General features: G+C 47.3%; 12 protein-coding genes. 6 read left to right on the top strand and 6 right to left on the bottom strand.

What is annotated here, in order from left to right; genetic code table 11:
* Window positions 1–53 precede the first annotated feature (53 nt).
* Window positions 54–1,382 (top strand): Y-family DNA polymerase, encoded by a 1,329-nt coding sequence (locus tag D9Y29_RS12030; protein WP_127128392.1) that lies wholly within the window; start codon window positions 54–56, stop codon window positions 1,380–1,382.
* An 8-nt stretch (window positions 1,383–1,390) separates the two neighbouring features.
* Here D9Y29_RS12030 and D9Y29_RS12025 read toward each other — a convergent pair whose 3' ends face one another.
* Entirely contained in the window at window positions 1,391–2,311 is a 921-nt protein-coding gene (locus D9Y29_RS12025; protein WP_127128390.1) for a DUF72 domain-containing protein, read from the bottom strand.
* Window positions 2,312–2,417: 106 nt separating this feature from the next.
* Here D9Y29_RS12025 and D9Y29_RS12020 point away from each other — a divergent pair, with 106 nt between their 5' ends.
* Genes D9Y29_RS12020 through D9Y29_RS12010 form a run of 3 tightly spaced genes read left to right on the top strand, consistent with a single transcriptional unit; the run spans window position 2,418 to window position 3,649 of the window.
* Entirely contained in the window at window positions 2,418–2,996 is a 579-nt protein-coding gene (locus D9Y29_RS12020) for an RNA polymerase sigma factor (protein WP_127128388.1), read from the top strand.
* Window positions 2,997–3,002: 6 nt separating this feature from the next.
* Window positions 3,003–3,407: a hypothetical protein gene (locus D9Y29_RS12015; protein ID WP_206513770.1), complete on the top strand. Its 405-nt coding sequence runs from the start codon at window positions 3,003–3,005 to the stop codon at window positions 3,405–3,407.
* Window positions 3,408–3,433: 26 nt separating this feature from the next.
* Window positions 3,434–3,649 (top strand): hypothetical protein, encoded by a 216-nt coding sequence (locus tag D9Y29_RS12010; protein WP_127128386.1) that lies wholly within the window; start codon window positions 3,434–3,436, stop codon window positions 3,647–3,649.
* Between the two features lie 61 nt (window positions 3,650–3,710).
* Here D9Y29_RS12010 and D9Y29_RS12005 read toward each other — a convergent pair whose 3' ends face one another.
* The 5 genes from D9Y29_RS12005 to D9Y29_RS11985 form a co-directional block, all read right to left on the bottom strand.
* A complete protein-coding gene (locus D9Y29_RS12005) occupies window positions 3,711–5,096 on the bottom strand; it encodes a deoxyguanosinetriphosphate triphosphohydrolase (RefSeq protein ID WP_127128384.1) in 1,386 nt (461 codons plus the stop codon).
* A gap of 29 nt (window positions 5,097–5,125) precedes the next feature.
* Complete coding sequence (locus D9Y29_RS12000; RefSeq protein ID WP_127128382.1) at window positions 5,126–6,469, bottom strand: DEAD/DEAH box helicase; 1,344 nt, start codon at window positions 6,467–6,469, stop codon at window positions 5,126–5,128.
* 211 nt (window positions 6,470–6,680) lie between these two features.
* Complete coding sequence (locus D9Y29_RS11995) at window positions 6,681–9,152, bottom strand: TonB-dependent receptor (RefSeq protein ID WP_127128380.1); 2,472 nt, start codon at window positions 9,150–9,152, stop codon at window positions 6,681–6,683.
* Window positions 9,153–9,467: 315 nt separating this feature from the next.
* The gene (locus tag D9Y29_RS11990; protein WP_127128378.1) at window positions 9,468–12,878 is read right to left on the bottom strand and encodes a methylmalonyl-CoA mutase family protein; all 3,411 of its coding nucleotides are present in this window, start codon (window positions 12,876–12,878) and stop codon (window positions 9,468–9,470) included.
* Between the two features lie 217 nt (window positions 12,879–13,095).
* Window positions 13,096–13,404: a hypothetical protein gene (locus tag D9Y29_RS11985; protein ID WP_127128376.1), complete on the bottom strand. Its 309-nt coding sequence runs from the start codon at window positions 13,402–13,404 to the stop codon at window positions 13,096–13,098.
* Between the two features lie 312 nt (window positions 13,405–13,716).
* Between D9Y29_RS11985 and D9Y29_RS11980 the strand changes: the two genes are divergently transcribed.
* Together D9Y29_RS11980 and treF are read left to right on the top strand one after the other, a co-directional pair.
* A complete protein-coding gene (locus D9Y29_RS11980) occupies window positions 13,717–14,541 on the top strand; it encodes an amidohydrolase family protein (RefSeq protein WP_127128374.1) in 825 nt (274 codons plus the stop codon).
* 181 nt (window positions 14,542–14,722) lie between these two features.
* A complete protein-coding gene (gene treF, locus D9Y29_RS11975) occupies window positions 14,723–16,288 on the top strand; it encodes an alpha,alpha-trehalase TreF (RefSeq protein ID WP_127128372.1) in 1,566 nt (521 codons plus the stop codon).
* Window positions 16,289–16,308: the final 20 nt, after the last annotated feature.

Raw genomic sequence — 16,308 nt, 5'->3', positions numbered from 1 at the left:
GTTCCATGAGTTGCTCATTATCTCTCCCTTTCATCATCAGCAATCATTGAAGCATGAAAACAGCAGCAGCACCTGATCTTTTCACCGCCATTCCGGGTTCCTACGGAATGAAAGCGATCGTGGACTGCAACAGTTTTTATTGTTCCTGCGAAAGATTGTTCCGGCCGGACCTCCGGAACAAACCGGTAGTAGTACTCAGCAACAATGATGGCTGTATTGTTTCGCGAAGTGATGAAGCCAAAAAGTTCGGGGTGAAAATGGCAGGCCCGTATTTTGAAGCAAGGCCATTGATCCGTCAGTTCGGGATCACAGCTTTCTCTTCCAATTACAACCTGTATGGCGACCTGAGCTGGCGCGTGATGGAAACATTGCGCATGCTGGTTCCCTCTGTGGAAGTATACTCGGTGGATGAGGCATTCATTGACCTCAGTCATGTACCATATGATCAACTGGAACAAACAGCAATGCACATACGTAAAACAGTAGAACAATGGACAGGAATATCCGTTTCGATAGGGGTAGCGCCAACAAAAACGCTGGCCAAACTGGCCAATTATATAGCGAAGAAAGACAAGCAGGCTTCGCAATGTGTAACCGTAACTGCCACCAGGGAGGAGCAGCTCAGGATGCTGCAGTCTACCAGGGTGGAGAATATCTGGGGCGTAGGGTGGGCCTACGCGGAAAAACTCATCAACCAGGGGATTATCAGTGCCTGGGACCTGAGCAATATGCCCGAAGAATGGGCTCACCGGCACCTGGGTGGTGTGAATGGCGTTCGACTGATCCGCGAACTCAATGGCATCCCCGGGAAAGAGATGGCAGCGCCCCTGACCAGCAAGAAAATGATCGCTACTACCCGTATGTTTGGACAACCCGTAACGGAACTGAATGATGTGCGGGAAGCCATCGCCACTTATACTTCGCGGGCCGCAGAGAAATTACGCAGGCAACATGGCGCCGCCAAAACCATCGGCATTTTTCTCGTGACCCGCGAAGAAAACCATTTGACCAATTTCAAACGAGGCGCCACCCTGCATTCGCATATCACACTTCCTTCCGCCACCGCTGTTACGCAGGAGCTGATCAAAGCAGCCGTACAACAGGCAGAACAATTGTTCAGAAAAGGAAAGTGGTACAAGAAAGCAGGCGTGATGCTCAGCAATATCGTGCCGGATGATTCCATCCAGGGCAACCTCTTCTCCCCTCCTTCGGGTAATGAATACCGTTACCTGATGGATGTGATAGACAATGTGAACTTCAGCATGCGCGATGATGTATTGAAGTTTGCCGTTACCGGCACCACGCGTAACTGGAAGATGCGGCAGGAGTTGAGAAGCAAGCGCCACACAACCCGTTGGGAAGAGTTATATGAAGTGAAATAGTAGCATCGTCAAAACATACTTATCTGGGTACTGCCGGGAGCAGGCTGTATGAATTGTGGCTTCGGAATATGAAGTCTGCTTACAGCCTCCATCCTTCCGGCAAAATAATCCACCATCTCCGGCGCCATGATCTCTTCTGGCGTGTGCATGAAAAACCAGATCTCTTCCAAACCCTTATCCAGCCATCGTTTCAGCCTGCCGGCCCATCTGTCTAACCGAACCGGGTCTGTCGGCCCCATACCATGCCCTACATATCGTATGAATGTTTTCGGCAAGGTCAGCTCCATATGCGCACAGTCCCTTCTGCCGGATGTGTCTGTGATCACTGCTCCGATCTTCATGTCACGCAAGGTATCGAAGAGATATTTTTTAGGCGCGCCGGTGAGCCAATCCGGATGACGCAGTTCCAGGAAGAAAGTAAGATCGGTTGGCAAAGACTTTAAATAACTGAATAATTTTTGCTGATTGGCAGGAGAATGCTTTTCACTCAATTGCAGAAAGATGGGCCCCAGGTGATCACCAAAAGCCATGATGCCGCGGAGAAAAGAATCGGTAGGCTCTTCCACATTATTGAAGCCGCTGTAATGACTGATCAGTTGAGGTACTTTCGGGCAGAACATGAAATCCCGGCCTTCAGCTTTCGCCGCCCATTTGGCAATGGTTTCCTCTCCGTAGATCTGATAATGCGTTGCATTGAATTCGATACAATTGAAATGCTTCACGTATTCATCCAGGAAATCTGCCTCTTTTGTTCCCTTCGGGTAGATCTTATTGATCCATTGTTTAGGGCCGCGGGTGGCGCATCCCACATAGAGTAATGGCTTTGGCGCCGGCTTACCAGGCAGCACAAGCGCATTGCCCGGCGGATCGGCAGGAAGGCTGAAATCAATGCTATTCACCTCATTTTCAGGTACTTTTCCAAAATGCATAGGCCGTTGTTTCGCTTGCAAAACTAGGAAAACCGGTCATTCCAGATTTTTTTTCTGAATTTTAAAATATCCTGTCGCCAAGCCCGTCTACCTTTTTATACAAAGCATGGAAGAGAGCCTGACGATATCAACCATTATGCCGGCTGAACGCAAAAGAAACATAACGCAAGTTATTAATGACTACAGTAAAAGACTGTTCGGCTTTATCCGTAAACGGGTGAAGAATGAAGCAGATGCGCAGGATATTATGCAGGATGTGTTTTATCAGTTCGTGGGCAATGCACAGCCCATCGAACAATTATCAGGATGGTTGTTCACCGTAGCGAGGAATAAGATAACAGACAGGCAACGCAAACACAAACCGGCCAATTTCAGCGACCTGTATTCGGATGAAGAGCAGGAAGATCTCGAAGGCTTCTCTGAATTGCTGATGGATACCGGAGATGATCCGGAGAAAGAATATCTGCGCACTTTATTCTGGCAGGAACTGAACACTGCGCTGCAGGAATTACCGGAAGAGCAACGCGATATATTTATCAAACATGAGCTGGAAGGCGTAAGCTTTAAAGAACTTTCAGCAACAACCGGCGAATCCGTAAACACGCTGATCAGTCGAAAACGCTATGCAGTGCTGCATTTGAGGGAAAGACTGAGAGCGCTTAAAGAAGAACTTTTAAATTATTGACAGAATATGAGACGTACAACCAAAATCTTTAAAGGAATAGGCATCTTCATTTGTGTGATATTGGCAGCCATATTGTTTACCTACATCGTGATGTTCTTGTGGAATGCCATCCTTCCCGAGGTGATCGGCGTGAAGGCTATTACCTTCTGGCAAGCTCTGGGAATCCTCATCTTGTCTAAGATATTGTTCAGTGGCTTTGGCAAGGATGAAGGTGGCCACTGGAAAGGAAAAGCCCGCGCACGCTGGAAAGACCGCATGATGAGCAAATGGGAAAGCATGAGCCCTGAGGAAAAAGAGAAATTCAAATCCTCCTGGGAATCCAGGTGCGGCAAGCCCTGGAGACGCCCATTCGGCGGCCAGCGCTTTGAAGAGAAAAAACCGGAAGACAGCCGCGATGCTGGTGCAGAATAAAACATCAATCCCAAAAAAACCATATTATGGAAGTGCTGGTGTTCAAAACAAGTGTCCAAAACAGGAACAATGTTCAATCGGTCAGTGCTGCCCTGGATGCATTAACCGGTGTTCTGAAATGGAACTTCGATCTGCAGGATGCAGATAATATCCTTCGCGTGGTAGCAAACGATGTATCGCCCCGGAAAGTGGAGCTGACACTACATTACGCAGGATTCACCTGTGAGGAATTACCTGATTGAGAGAAAAGGAAGCACTCTACTCAATGCAATGCCAGGCGCATTGCATTTTGCTGTTGGAACATTATCGCAATTGCGGCATACTGATACCCGTGATCTTCCTGTAAATATCCACTGCATACAGATCCGTCATGCCGGAAATGAAATCCACCACCGATTGAATATCGTGATACAATTTCTCAGGCTCGCCCGTTATTACAAACTGAGGAGAGATCAACTGTAATACTTTCTTCGCTTTCGCAGATTTCTGTTCGATGATCGCCTCAAAGAATTCTTTCAGCAATCCGCCAATTACATTATAGCCGGCAATTTCGATTTCCACCACCGATCGGTGATTGTAGATATGCTTTACGGAATATTCATCGATATGTTTGATGATCGACAATTCATCATCACTCAGATAATCAATCAAACTCTTTTCCAGCGTACCTTCCAGCAATTCTTTCTCACGCTCCATGAATACCTGGCAAATCCGGTTGATCAGGAGGTTGATCAGTCTTGCGCGGAGGAAACTCACTTTCTGGTTATCATCTTTGATCTTCTTCAGCGCCGTTTCCACTTTTTCTTTCGATTCATATCCTTCTTTGGCATCGAAGAAAGAAAGGAAGAGTTCTTTGATGGTATCGAGTGAAATGATATTGAGGCGATGTGCATCCTCAAAATCGATGATGCGATAGCAAATATCGTCTGCAGCCTCTACGAGGTACACAAATGGGTGTCTTGCATATACATTGGCATTATCCGAACGTTTTGGGATCTGTAATGCCTCCGCAATACTCTGGAAGATACCTGTTTCTGAATCAAAGAAGCCTGACTTCTTTGTAATTAGTTGCTGCTTGTTGAACCCGCTGAGAGAATCAGTGGGATACTTAATGATGCTGGCCAGTGTGGCATAAGTGAGCCTGAACCCTCCGGGAGCATCCTCATTGAAATGATGCGTAAGCGTTCTGAACGCATTGGCATTGCCTTCAAAAAACAGGAAATCCCTTTGCTGATTGGGCGTGAGAAAGTTTTCAAACTTTCTTTTCGCTTCTCCTTCCAGGTCGCGGAAAAAAGAGCGGATGGCATCTTCTCCGGAATGACCGAAGGGAGGGTTGCCGATATCGTGTGCGAGACAGCCGGCTGCAATCACGGCAGACAATTCATATTTGTAGAATTCGCGAAAATCTTCGCTGTTATTGGGATACTTGTCTGCAATGGCATCACCAACGGCCTTTCCCAGGGAACGCCCTACTGAAGCCACTTCCAGGCTATGCGTGAGCCGGTTGTGTACAAACACGGGGCCGGGCAGGGGGAATACCTGCGTTTTGTTTTGCAATCTCCTGAAAGCAGATGAAAAGATGATGCGGTCATAATCGCGCAGGAAGGAAGTTCGTATGGCATCGTTATTGCCGGAAGATTTGTTCTCTGATCCTGTACGTTTATTGCTGTAAAGGGTTTCCCATTTCATGTATCGGAAAGGCGTATGATTTTCGGTAACTATTGTTTGGGCTGTTGCGGCCTGGGGCTTTTATTGGCTGACTGATGATGTTGTCCACCACCCTGACGATTCCCTCCACCATTGCGATTGCCACCGCCGTTATGATTTCCATTTCGATTACCACCGCCGCCTTTGCGGTTGTTGCCACGCCATTTCCCTCCGCCGCCGCTTCCTCCGGTCCGCTTCTTATTCCGCGGACGATAGTCTGGTGCTGGTCCCAGTTCTGCGGGCACCATTCCCTTGTTCACGGTACGTCCGATCAGTTCCTCTATTGCAGCAAAACGGTTCTGTTCCTTTTCACTGATGAAAGTAATGGCTGCGCCATCGGATTCTGCGCGGGCAGTACGTCCGATACGATGCACATAATCCTCCCCATCATGAGGAACATCGTAATTGATCACGAGGTCGATATTATCGATATGGATACCACGGCTAAGTATATCCGTAGCTACCAGTATGGGGATCCTTCCGCTGGTGAATTGCATCAGCACATCTTCGCGGGCAGCCTGTTCAAGGTCCGAGTGGATCTCGGATGCGGGCAGTTTGGCGCGGCGAAGATCGCGGGTGAGGTTCTTCACATTCTGTTTGCTGGAACAGAAGATCAGGATCATTTTACAATTGGTATGCTGCAGGAGATGCAGTAACAGTGCGGGCTTCTGGGGCTCGTACACAACAAATGCCTCCTGCACGATCTTATCCGGAGGACGTGAAATAGCGATATTCACTTCTTCCGGGTTATGCAGGATCTTCCTGGCAAGCGAACGGATCTTCTCGGGCATGGTAGCAGAGAAAAGCAATGTTTGTCTCTTCTCCGGCAATTTGCCGATGATGCGCATGATATCGTCGTGGAATCCCATGTCCAGCATACGATCGGCTTCGTCCAGCACCAGGAATTGCAGGCCGTCCAGCTTTGCATAGCCCATGTTCAGGTGTGCGATCATTCTTCCGGGCGTACAGATCACCAAGTCAACTCCTTTGGAGAGGGCCATCTTTTCATTCGAAAAGTTATTGCCGTCGTTACCGCCATAGATGGCGATGGAACTGATATTGGTGAAATAGCTCATGCCTTCCAGGTTCTGGGAGATCTGGATGGCCAGTTCGCGTGTAGGAACGATCACGATGCAGTTAACCTGACCGTCGTTGCTATGTTGTAATAATCTTTGTATGATGGGAAGCAGGAATGCTGCGGTTTTGCCTGTTCCGGTCTGAGCGGAAGCAATGAGATCGTGACCTTTCAGAATGATGGGGATTACTTTCTCCTGGATGGGAGTGGCCTCTTCATAACCGGTTGCCTCGATACTTTCAATCAGACTGTCGTCTAAACCAAACTCTGTAAACTTCAACTTATTAGCGTTAGGTGAATAAAGTCAATTCTGAGTAAAGATACAGAATTGCCGCATCATGGCTGTAGGTGGGGGCTTACAGCCGGTTCCCGGGGTGTTTGGGTAGCTGAGAAGAGGGCGGAGTGCCGGCAGTCGCTCGCCTCCGAAAATCAAAAAGGCGACTTTAATAGTCGCCCCTTTGTTATTTAATATCATTAAACTAATGAAACCCTTATTGCTGGCCACCTCCAAGGCCACCACCCTGGGTTGTTACACGCTTGTTCTCGTCTTCCAGACCAGCCTTACGTTGGCGGGCCGCTTTCACAGTATTGCTTCCGAAGCGGTAGGTGAAGTTCAGTTTCAACTGACGGCTTTCCCAGCTGCCCCAGGCTGTAGTGGTTTGGCCAGCATAGCTGGGGCTGGTCCCTCTCCATCTCATAGTTTTGAAGATATCACTTACAGAAGCTTTTACAGTTCCCTTTCCTTTGAATACGGTTTTGAGCAAACCCGCATCGATACTCCACATTTCTCCGCTCTTGAATACACCCTGCCAGATGGATGGCGAAATGTAAAGACCAGTCAATTCACCTGTCCAGCCCTTTCCTAAACGGAAGGTATTCTGCGCAAAGCCGGTCAATGCCCAGGCGTCGAGATCGATCTTCTTGCCTTCGCCCATATTGGCTTTGTATTTGGAATAATTACCATTCACGTTGGCAAAAACAGTATACCATTTATAAGTGAAAGGATAGCTGATATTCAGGCTTACAACATCTTGCGTAGCCAGGTTTTCTTTCATCATGAAACTCTTACTGGTTTCGATGGTATCAATTGGAGAACCAAATACATCACTGATATGGCTATAGTTCAAAGTAGTGGTAAGCGTGTATTTGTAGATATACGTCATACCGATGCTGTTGGTATATTGGGGACGCAACTGTGTATTACCCTTCATATAGTTGTACTCATCGACCTTGAACTCAAAGGGGTTCAGGTCCTGGTATGCAGGGCGGTCGATACGCCTGCTGTATGTGAAGGTCCACTGGCTCATCGGGTTCTTGTTGAAGGTAACCGATGCGCTGGGGAAGAAGTCTGTGTAATCACGTGTGAAAGAGGAATCGTAAGGTTTGAACACACCTGACACTTCATCCAGTTTTCTTCCAATGCTTCTGCCCTCAGAATGTGTGTTCTCCATCCGCAGGCCGGCCTGGAAGAGGATGCCACCTTTGAACTGCCTGTTGTAATTCACATACAGGGCATTCACATTCTCCTTGTAGTTGAAATTGTTGCTGCGGGCGGAATCCAGATGTTTGGCGCTGGAGATCACATCGTATCTGCGGAAATCATTTTTCGTTTCTACGATAGAACCCTTGCCACCCACGCCCAGTCGGCCATTGAGAAAGTCCTGCTCATAATCGATCTTCAATGTATAGATATCGATATCAGTGGGCGCTACCATATTGTAAATGGCATTATAGGTAGGCACACCTTCAGGCGTCAAATAATAGTTTGGCTGGAACTGGTCACTTGTAATGCGATACAGGCCATAGTCAGCATCGATATTGAGCTCGCGTTTGGCAGTATCGGCGTAGCGATAGTTCAGGTTGAAATTGGCATTGTCTCTTTTTCCAGCTGTGGTGTTGGCCACATCCAGCAATTTCACTGGTTCTTTGACGGATGCATCAGAGATCAGCGTACGTCCGGGATTACGGAGACCGTAATCACTCAGGGCGCCATTCACCATCACGCCAATAGTGCTTGTTCTGCTTAGTGAATAATCCATACCAGCTTTGAAAGTATGGGATTCGTTGCGGCTGAACATTTTGGAGTGCTGTTCAAATGTTGTGTCTTCCTGGGCCCTGTAAAGATTGAACGGACTTTCGTTCTTGTTCTTATTGTAATTGTAGTTTCCAAAAAGATTGATATTCCTGTTACGGTGGTTCAGCGAAAATCCTCCGTTATATTTTGGATATACACCCTGGTTGTACCCTGCGGTTACAGAACCGTTGGTGCCAAAAGCCTTGTTCTTCTTTAATTTGATATTGATGATGCCGGCATTACCTGCTGCTTCGTATTTGGCAGAGGGATTGGTGATGATCTCGATAGATTCAACAGAGGATGATTGCAATGTTCTCAGGTAATCGGCCAGTTCTTTTCCGGAAAGTGGTGTTGGACGTCCATCCACATACACCTGTAATCCGCTTTTACCGCTGAGACTGAGGTTATCATCTTTATCGATCATAACTCCCGGCGCTTTGCGCAACAATTCAAATGCATCCTGGCCTACCGCATTCACAGTGCTCTCCACGTTCAGGATCATTTTATCAGCGCGTACTTCCAGCAATGGTTTACGGGCGGTCACAACAGCCTCTTTCAGGTTGCCGGTAACTTTGTTCAATACAATGTCTGGTGCATTTACATCACCAGCCCCGTTCACTTCAAATTTTGGGCTGTTCTGTGTAGTATGACCAACGAAAGTTGCATTCAGGAAGTAGGTGCCTGCGGGAATGCTTTCAAATGAATAATTCCCGGTTGCATCGGTTACACTCAATTTGGCAACAGAGGAATCTTTTATTTTCTTCAATAATATGGTGGCTCCGGCAAGCGACTTGCCCTGATCGTCTTTCACAGTTCCTTTGATTTGCTGCGCCTGTGCGAAGGCTGATAAGGAAAGCACAGAGATCACAGTCAATAGTAACGTTCTCATGAATTGTTTGTTTCTAAGTTTAGTCGACAAAAGTACCCGGATGTTACAGGTGAGTTTCCTGTGCTACACCAACGGTAAATGACCATTACCAGTGGCTACGCATAGAGAATAAATATTGTAAGCGCAACTATTCAACAGAAATTTCACCGATTTGTTTATCGTCGTAACATTGACGGGGACTATGTTTGCTGTCGTAAAAGAGTATATACCGGTGATCATTAAACGAAATAACAATCGTTAGCATCAAACAATAAAAACAAGAAGGGCAGGAACTTATACCGTCCTGCCCTTCGGATATTTTTGAAAAGAACTTGCTTACATATTTCTGCGGTACTGACCACCTACTTCGTACAAAGCATGCGTGATCTGCCCGAGAGAGCAGAATTTTACCGTCTCCATTAATTCTTCAAAAAGGTTCCCATTGTTCATGGCCACTTTTTTCAATCTGTCCAGCATTTTCTCAGATTGATTTTCGTTCCTTTTCCAGAATCCTTTGAGGTTGGAGATTTGCTGTTCTTTTTCTTCGGTGGTGCTGCGGATCACTTCCTGGGGAACTACGGTGGGGCTTCCTTTCTTGTTGAGGAAGGTATTCACGCCGATGATGGGCAGCTCGCCGCTATGCTTGAGGCTTTCGTAGTAAAGGCTTTCTTCCTGGATCTTATTACGCTGGTACATGCGTTCCATAGCGCCGAGAACGCCGCCACGTTCGGTGATGCGGTCGAATTCGGTCAGTACTGCTTCTTCCACGATATCTGTCAGCTCTTCAATGATGAATGAGCCCTGGATAAAGTTTTCGGTCTTTGCGGAGCCGAGCTCACGATTGATGATGAGCTGGATGGCCATCGCCCTGCGCACGCTTTCTTCTGTAGGGGTGGTGATAGCTTCATCGTATGCATTGGTATGAAGACTATTGCAGTTATCGTAAATGGCGTAGAGCGCCTGAAGGGTGGTGCGGATATCGTTGAAATCGATCTCCTGCGCGTGCAGTGAACGACCGGAAGTCTGAATATGGTATTTGAGTTTCTGGCTTCTGTCGTTCCCCTTGTATTTGTTCTTCATCGCCTTGGCCCAGATCCTTCTGGCAACGCGACCGATCACACTGTATTCAGGGTCCATACCATTGCTGAAGAAGAAGCTGAGGTTAGGCGCGAAATCATCGATGTTCATGCCGCGGCTCAGGTAATACTCCACGTATGTGAAACCGTTAGCCAGCGTGAAAGCGAGTTGTGTGATAGGGTTGGCGCCGGCTTCAGCGATATGGTAGCCGCTGATGCTCACGCTGTAGAAGTTGCGCACTTTGCGGTTGATGAAATATTCCTGTACATCGCCCATCAGTTTGAGGGCAAACTCAGTACTGAAGATGCAGGTGTTCTGCGCCTGATCTTCTTTAAGAATATCAGCCTGAACAGTTCCACGGACCTGGCTGAGGGCTTCGGCTTTGATCTTCTCATAAACTTCGGCAGGCAGTACTTCATCGCCACTCATGCCGAGCAGTTTGAGACCAAGGCCATTATTACCTTCCGGCAATCTCTCGGGCGCTGATGGATTGTAGTAAGTTGGTTTGGGGGCATGTTTGAATTTCATCGCCATTTTCTGATCTACTTCAGACCAGAGATTGTTGACGCTGATATATTTTTCACATTCCTGGTCGATAGCTGCATTCATGAAGAAAGCCAGGAGGATCGGCGCAGGCCCGTTGATGGTCATGCTCACAGAGGTTTTGGGATCGCAGAGATCGAAACCGCTGTAGAGTTTTTTGGCATCGTCAACAGAAGCGATGCTCACGCCGCTGTTACCTACTTTACCGTAGATATCCGGACGGTGAGCTGGGTCTTCACCATATAAAGTAACGCTGTCAAATGCAGTGGAGAGGCGCTTTGCAGGCTGGTCTACCGATACATAATGGAAACGTTTATTGGTCCTTTCGGGGCCGCCTTCACCGGCGAACATGCGTGTAGGATCTTCGCCCTGGCGTTTCAGTTCAAATACACCGGCAGTGTAGGGAAATTCTCCGGGAAGGTTTTCCACCAGCTGCCAGCGGAGGATATCACCCCAGTCTTTATAACGGGGAAACACAACCTTTGGAATGCGTGTACCGCTGAGCGAGGTGGTGGTCAAAGGTTGTTTGATCACTTTATCGCGCACCTGGTATTCGAAAAAATCGGCTTTGTATTTTTTTTCTGTGGCGGGCCAGGAATCGATGAGTTTTTTGCATTCGGGATGCAGTTTCTCTTCGAAATTCTTGTAGATCTGTTGCAGATCGGCAATATAGCTTGCATTACCTGCCGCATCCATCACCCCTTTCAGCTGATAGAGTTTGGTAGCGAAGCCGGATTGTTCTTTGACCCATTCATCATAACTGCGGTTGTTCTCTGCGATTTCGGAGAGGTAACGGACACGGTTAGGCGGAATGATGAGACTTTTGGTGGTGGTGTCTTTAGTATGTGCGTGGTGTTCAATGGATCCGAAGGATATGCCAGTTTTCTTTTCGATGCTCACCATCAGTTTTTCGAAGAGCTCGTTTACGCCGGCATCGTTGAACTGGGCCGCGATGGTGCCCACGATGGGGAGGTCTTCATCTTTGGCGGTCCAGAGCTGATGGTTGCGTTTGTATTGTTTGCGCACATCATGTAAGGCATCGAGTGCGCCTGCTTTGTCGAATTTATTGATACAAACCACTTCAGCGTAGTCCAGCATATTGATCTTCTCCAGTTGGGATGCAGCGCCGTATTCCGGCGTCATAACGTACATGCTCACCTCGCAGAAATCGAGGATGCTGGCATCGCTCTGGCCCACACCGGCAGATTCCAGGATGATGAAATCGAAGCCTGCAAGTTTGCACACATCGATAGCTTCCTGTACGTGCTCGCTGAGGGCTACATCGCTTTCGCGGGTGGCGAGTGAGCGCATGTAGGCGCGTGGATTGCTGATGCTGTTCATGCGGATACGGTCGCCCAGCAATGCGCCTCCGGTTTTCTTCTTGCTGGGATCCACAGAGATCACAGCGATAGTCTTTTCCGGAAAAGCGTTTAAGTATCGGCGTACGATCTCATCCGTAACGGAACTTTTGCCGGCGCCACCGGTACCGGTGATACCAAGTACGGGTGATTTTTTGTTGGGATCGGCTTTTCCGGCAGTGCCATTCAATACTTCCCTTCCATTGAGCCCGCTTTCTGCGAGTGTGATGGCGCGTGCAATGCGACGAATGTCTTTAGCCTCTCCGAGTGGCGCTTTACCATTCCATTGCTCGGGAGCTTTCCAGTAGGCTGGTGTGTTTTTGGATGTCGAAGCGGGGGCGGGCGGAAGGGAGCATTGATCGATCACATCCTGGATCATGCCTTCCAGTCCCATTTTACGGCCATCATCCGGACTATAGATCTTGGTGATGCCATAATGATGTAGCTCAGTGATCTCCTGGGGCAGGATGGTTCCACCGCCACCTCCGAAGATCTTGATATGACCGCAACCATTCTGGTCCAGCAGGTCTTTCATATATTTGAAGAACTCCACGTGACCACCCTGGTAGCTGGTGATAGCGATTCCCTGTACGTCTTCTTCAATTGCACATTCCACGATCTCAGCCACGGAACGGTTATGACCTAGGTGGATGATCTCAGCGCCTTTGGCCTGCATTATCCGGCGCATGATATTGATTGCAGCATCATGACCATCGAATAAGGAGGCAGCCGTAACTATACGGACTTTGTTTGTGGTTGTATTATCCATAGCAAGTAAGCATTCACGAAAATGCGTAGCAAAGTTAGGCGAAAAAGCTAATGGGCGTTAGTGTTTTTTCGGAGAACTGAAGGAGGCACTGAAATCACTCATAAATCTAATGTAATCCCCCATAGAATATGGGTGCCAGAATGGAAGAAGCGGCTTCACTAACGTAAACAAAAAAAGCCACTAACTGAAAATGGCTCTTTTGTAATATGTATATAAATCAGTTTTGCTTTGTTATTCCCTTCAAATTTTCAAATTGTTCACCGTACTGAGTGACAAGATTTATTTTTGATATTTCCTCTGTCAATCCCTCAATTTTTATCCCTACGTCTCCTAGCCCATGAGTTGTTGTTCCTCTCAATTCCTCCAGCTTATTATGTAAAGATTCAACTTTTGAATTTAAGGTGTCTACTTGCTCTTTGATAGTTTTAAAATTATGATCCACCTTGGTAAATCCATTACCAACAACTGAAAGTATAGTTTTTAAAGAATCAATCAATTCTGTCTTTTTTTCTTCGTTATTTTCCATATAGTGATGAGGTTATTTATATAAAAGATTCATGAAAAACGGACAGTGGGATTATGCAAAAAGAGACAGTCAAGGAGAAACCAGGTTTTCGGGGCCAGGGAAGGTATGACCTCTCAACTGTAAAGCAAATTTAATATTCCAAAAGTAAGTGACCATAATTATCATCGATCTAAACAAATAAACTTGTTTGGAATCAAGAAATCCAGTGCATGAGCATTGATAGTATTATCATATCATCACTGGCTTTTCCTTTGTATCTTAGTGTACTATACCGTTATTTAGTATAGGTTTGAAAACTTTAAATTTCATTCCATGACCATCGATTCTCACGTTCATTTCTGGAAATTCAACCGAAAGAGAGACGCCTGGATCACAGACGACATGAAGGTTTTACAACAGGACTATCTCCCCGAACATCTTAGTCTAACGCTCAAGCGCAACGAAATCGATGGCGTGGTAGCCGTTCAAGCCAGTCAGGAAGAAGTGGAAACCCGCTTCCTCTGCGAACTCGCCAAAACTCATCCGTCCATCAAAGGCGTGGTGGGATGGATCGATCTGCAGGCAGATAATGTGGAAGAAAGACTGCAACATTTCTCCCAATATCCCGAGATCAAAGGGTATCGTCATATCGTGCAGGGAGAACCGGATGACTTCCTGCTCAACGTAAACTTTCAGCGTGGCATCCGTGCGCTGCAGCCATTCAATTACACATATGATATTTTAATTTATCCGAGACAATTACCCGCAGCCATCGCATTCGTGGAAGCCTTCCCCGGTCAGCGTTTCGTGATCGATCATTGCGCCAAACCAGTGATCAGGAAAAAGGAGATCGAAGACTGGGCATCACATATGAACACTATCGCGAAGCATCCCAACGTTTATTGCAAGTTGTCAGGACTGCTCACCGAAGCCGCCTGGAAGGAATGGAGTGCAGGTGATTTTTACCCTTACCTGGATGTGGTGTTCGATGCTTTCGGAACCGATAGACTGATGTTCGGCAGCGACTGGCCCGTGATACTTCTCAGTGGCATGTATGTGCAATGGAAGAGCCTGATAGAAAAATACATGGAGAAATTTCCACAGGAAGAAAAGGAAAAAGTGATGGGACAGAACGCGCTCGATTTTTATAGTTTGTAGAGAGCCGCCTGTCGCTCGCCTCCCGGCGAGTGACTTCTATTTGTTCGCCTCCGGCGAACACCGCGTCGCCAGAGGCGACTAAACAAAACTCATTCGCCGGGAGGCGAGCGAGTGGGCACAGCGAAATGAGGCGGGCGACTGGCCACTGCGAAATAATATTCAATCAGCTAAACGGCAGGTTATGAAAAGACCGGTACTTATTCTTCTTTTCTTTTCCATTATTGTTGCGATCAGGGCCCAACCTGTATCGCCGGACAAACTCTATGGACAGCTTTTCCGGGAAGTACAGATGGAGAAGGTCTTCGAAGATGGAAAAACTTTTGTGGACTGCATTCCCAAACGCAGCCCTTCTGCTATCATGCATGACTATGCGAAAGCAAAAGGCAGGAACTTTGATCTGAAGAAATTTGTGGAAGAAAATTTTGAACCACCTTACACCCCGCAACTTAATTATATCCAGCAGGAGAAAGATATGATGGCCCATATCAATAATGTCTGGGGCCTGCTGAGCAGAGAGCCCGACAATCCTTCTGAAGGTAGCTCTCTGCTGCCGCTTCCATATCCTTACATAGTACCTGGCGGACGTTTCCGCGAGATCTATTACTGGGATGCTTACTTCACCATGCTCGGTTTGAAAGAAACCAATCACACGGCCATGATCAGGAATATGGTGGATAATTTCGCTTATCTCATCAACACTTACGGGCATATTCCAAATGGCAACAGGTCTTATTATCTCAGCAGATCGCAACCTCCCTTCTTTGCACTGATGGTAGACCTGCTGGCAGAATTACAAAGCGATACTGTGTATGTATCCTTTCTTCCTGCTTTGGAAAAAGAATATGATTTCTGGATGGAAGGCGCCACTAAACTCAAGCCAGGTCAGGCTCACAGAAGAGTGGTAAAAATGCCGGACGGCAACCTGATGAACCGCTATTGGGATGACCAGAATACTCCCAGACCAGAAAGCTATCGCGAAGACGTGGAAACTGCCAGGAAAACAAAAGGCAATAAAGCCACACTCTACCGAAATCTCCGTGCAGGCGCAGAAAGTGGGATGGACTTCAGCAGCCGCTGGCTGGCCGACGGAAAGAATCTCCACACTATTCAAACCACCAATTATATTGCTATCGATCTGAACACGCTGATCTATAAACTTGAACTCGGCATCTCACGCGGCAAACAACTCACCGGACAGGATTCCCTGGCACTGGAATTCCGCAAAAAAGCAGACAGGAGGATCATCGCCATCGACAAATATTGCTGGAACAAGGACCAGAACTTTTATACCGACTATAATTTCGTTACCAAAAAAGTAAGTGATGTGATCACACCCGCAGGCATGTACCCATTCTGTTTGTTCAACCGCAAACTGGATTACATGAGCCTGCTTGCCCGTAAGGCTGCCAATGTAGTAAGAACGAATCTCCTTAAAGATGGAGGCGTACTAACCACCGTCAATAATACCGGTCAGCAATGGGATGCGCCCAATGGCTGGGCGCCGCTTCAATACATGACTGTTTGGGGATTCCAGCGTTGCGGGCAAAGAGAACTGGCCAGGGAGATCGCCCAGAAATGGACCAACCTGAATACGGACGTATACAATCGCACAGGCCGGCTCATGGAAAAATACAATGTGGTGGACACAAAACTGGAAGCAGGAGGTGGCGAATACCCCGGCCAGGATGGGTTTGGTTGGACCAATGGTGTTTTTTTGAAACTCGTGTCGATGTACCTGCCAAAGTAGTTTACCTTTGCAAAAAAATT

It is taken from the genome of Pseudoflavitalea rhizosphaerae, from assembly GCF_003991355.1.
Taxonomy (GTDB): domain Bacteria; phylum Bacteroidota; class Bacteroidia; order Chitinophagales; family Chitinophagaceae; genus Pseudobacter; species Pseudobacter rhizosphaerae.
The sequence above is the reverse complement of the archived record's forward strand: the minus strand, read 5'-3'. Positions and strand labels throughout refer to the sequence as shown.

Excerpts from the sequence above, each read along its gene's own strand:
- D9Y29_RS12030 (WP_127128392.1), top strand. The coding sequence starts at position 54 with ATGAAAACAGCAGCAGCACCTGATCTTTTCACCGCCATTCCGGGTTCC.
- D9Y29_RS12025 (WP_127128390.1), bottom strand. The coding sequence starts at position 2,311 with ATGCATTTTGGAAAAGTACCTGAAAATGAGGTGAATAGCATTGATTTC.
- D9Y29_RS12020 (WP_127128388.1), top strand. The coding sequence starts at position 2,418 with ATGGAAGAGAGCCTGACGATATCAACCATTATGCCGGCTGAACGCAAA.
- D9Y29_RS12015 (WP_206513770.1), top strand. The coding sequence starts at position 3,003 with ATGAGACGTACAACCAAAATCTTTAAAGGAATAGGCATCTTCATTTGT.
- D9Y29_RS12010 (WP_127128386.1), top strand. The coding sequence starts at position 3,434 with ATGGAAGTGCTGGTGTTCAAAACAAGTGTCCAAAACAGGAACAATGTT.
- D9Y29_RS12005 (WP_127128384.1), bottom strand. The coding sequence starts at position 5,096 with ATGAAATGGGAAACCCTTTACAGCAATAAACGTACAGGATCAGAGAAC.
- D9Y29_RS11995 (WP_127128380.1), bottom strand. The coding sequence starts at position 9,152 with ATGAGAACGTTACTATTGACTGTGATCTCTGTGCTTTCCTTATCAGCC.
- D9Y29_RS11990 (WP_127128378.1), bottom strand. The coding sequence starts at position 12,878 with ATGGATAATACAACCACAAACAAAGTCCGTATAGTTACGGCTGCCTCC.
- D9Y29_RS11985 (WP_127128376.1), bottom strand. The coding sequence starts at position 13,404 with ATGGAAAATAACGAAGAAAAAAAGACAGAATTGATTGATTCTTTAAAA.
- D9Y29_RS11980 (WP_127128374.1), top strand. The coding sequence starts at position 13,717 with ATGACCATCGATTCTCACGTTCATTTCTGGAAATTCAACCGAAAGAGA.
- treF (WP_127128372.1), top strand. The coding sequence starts at position 14,723 with ATGAAAAGACCGGTACTTATTCTTCTTTTCTTTTCCATTATTGTTGCG.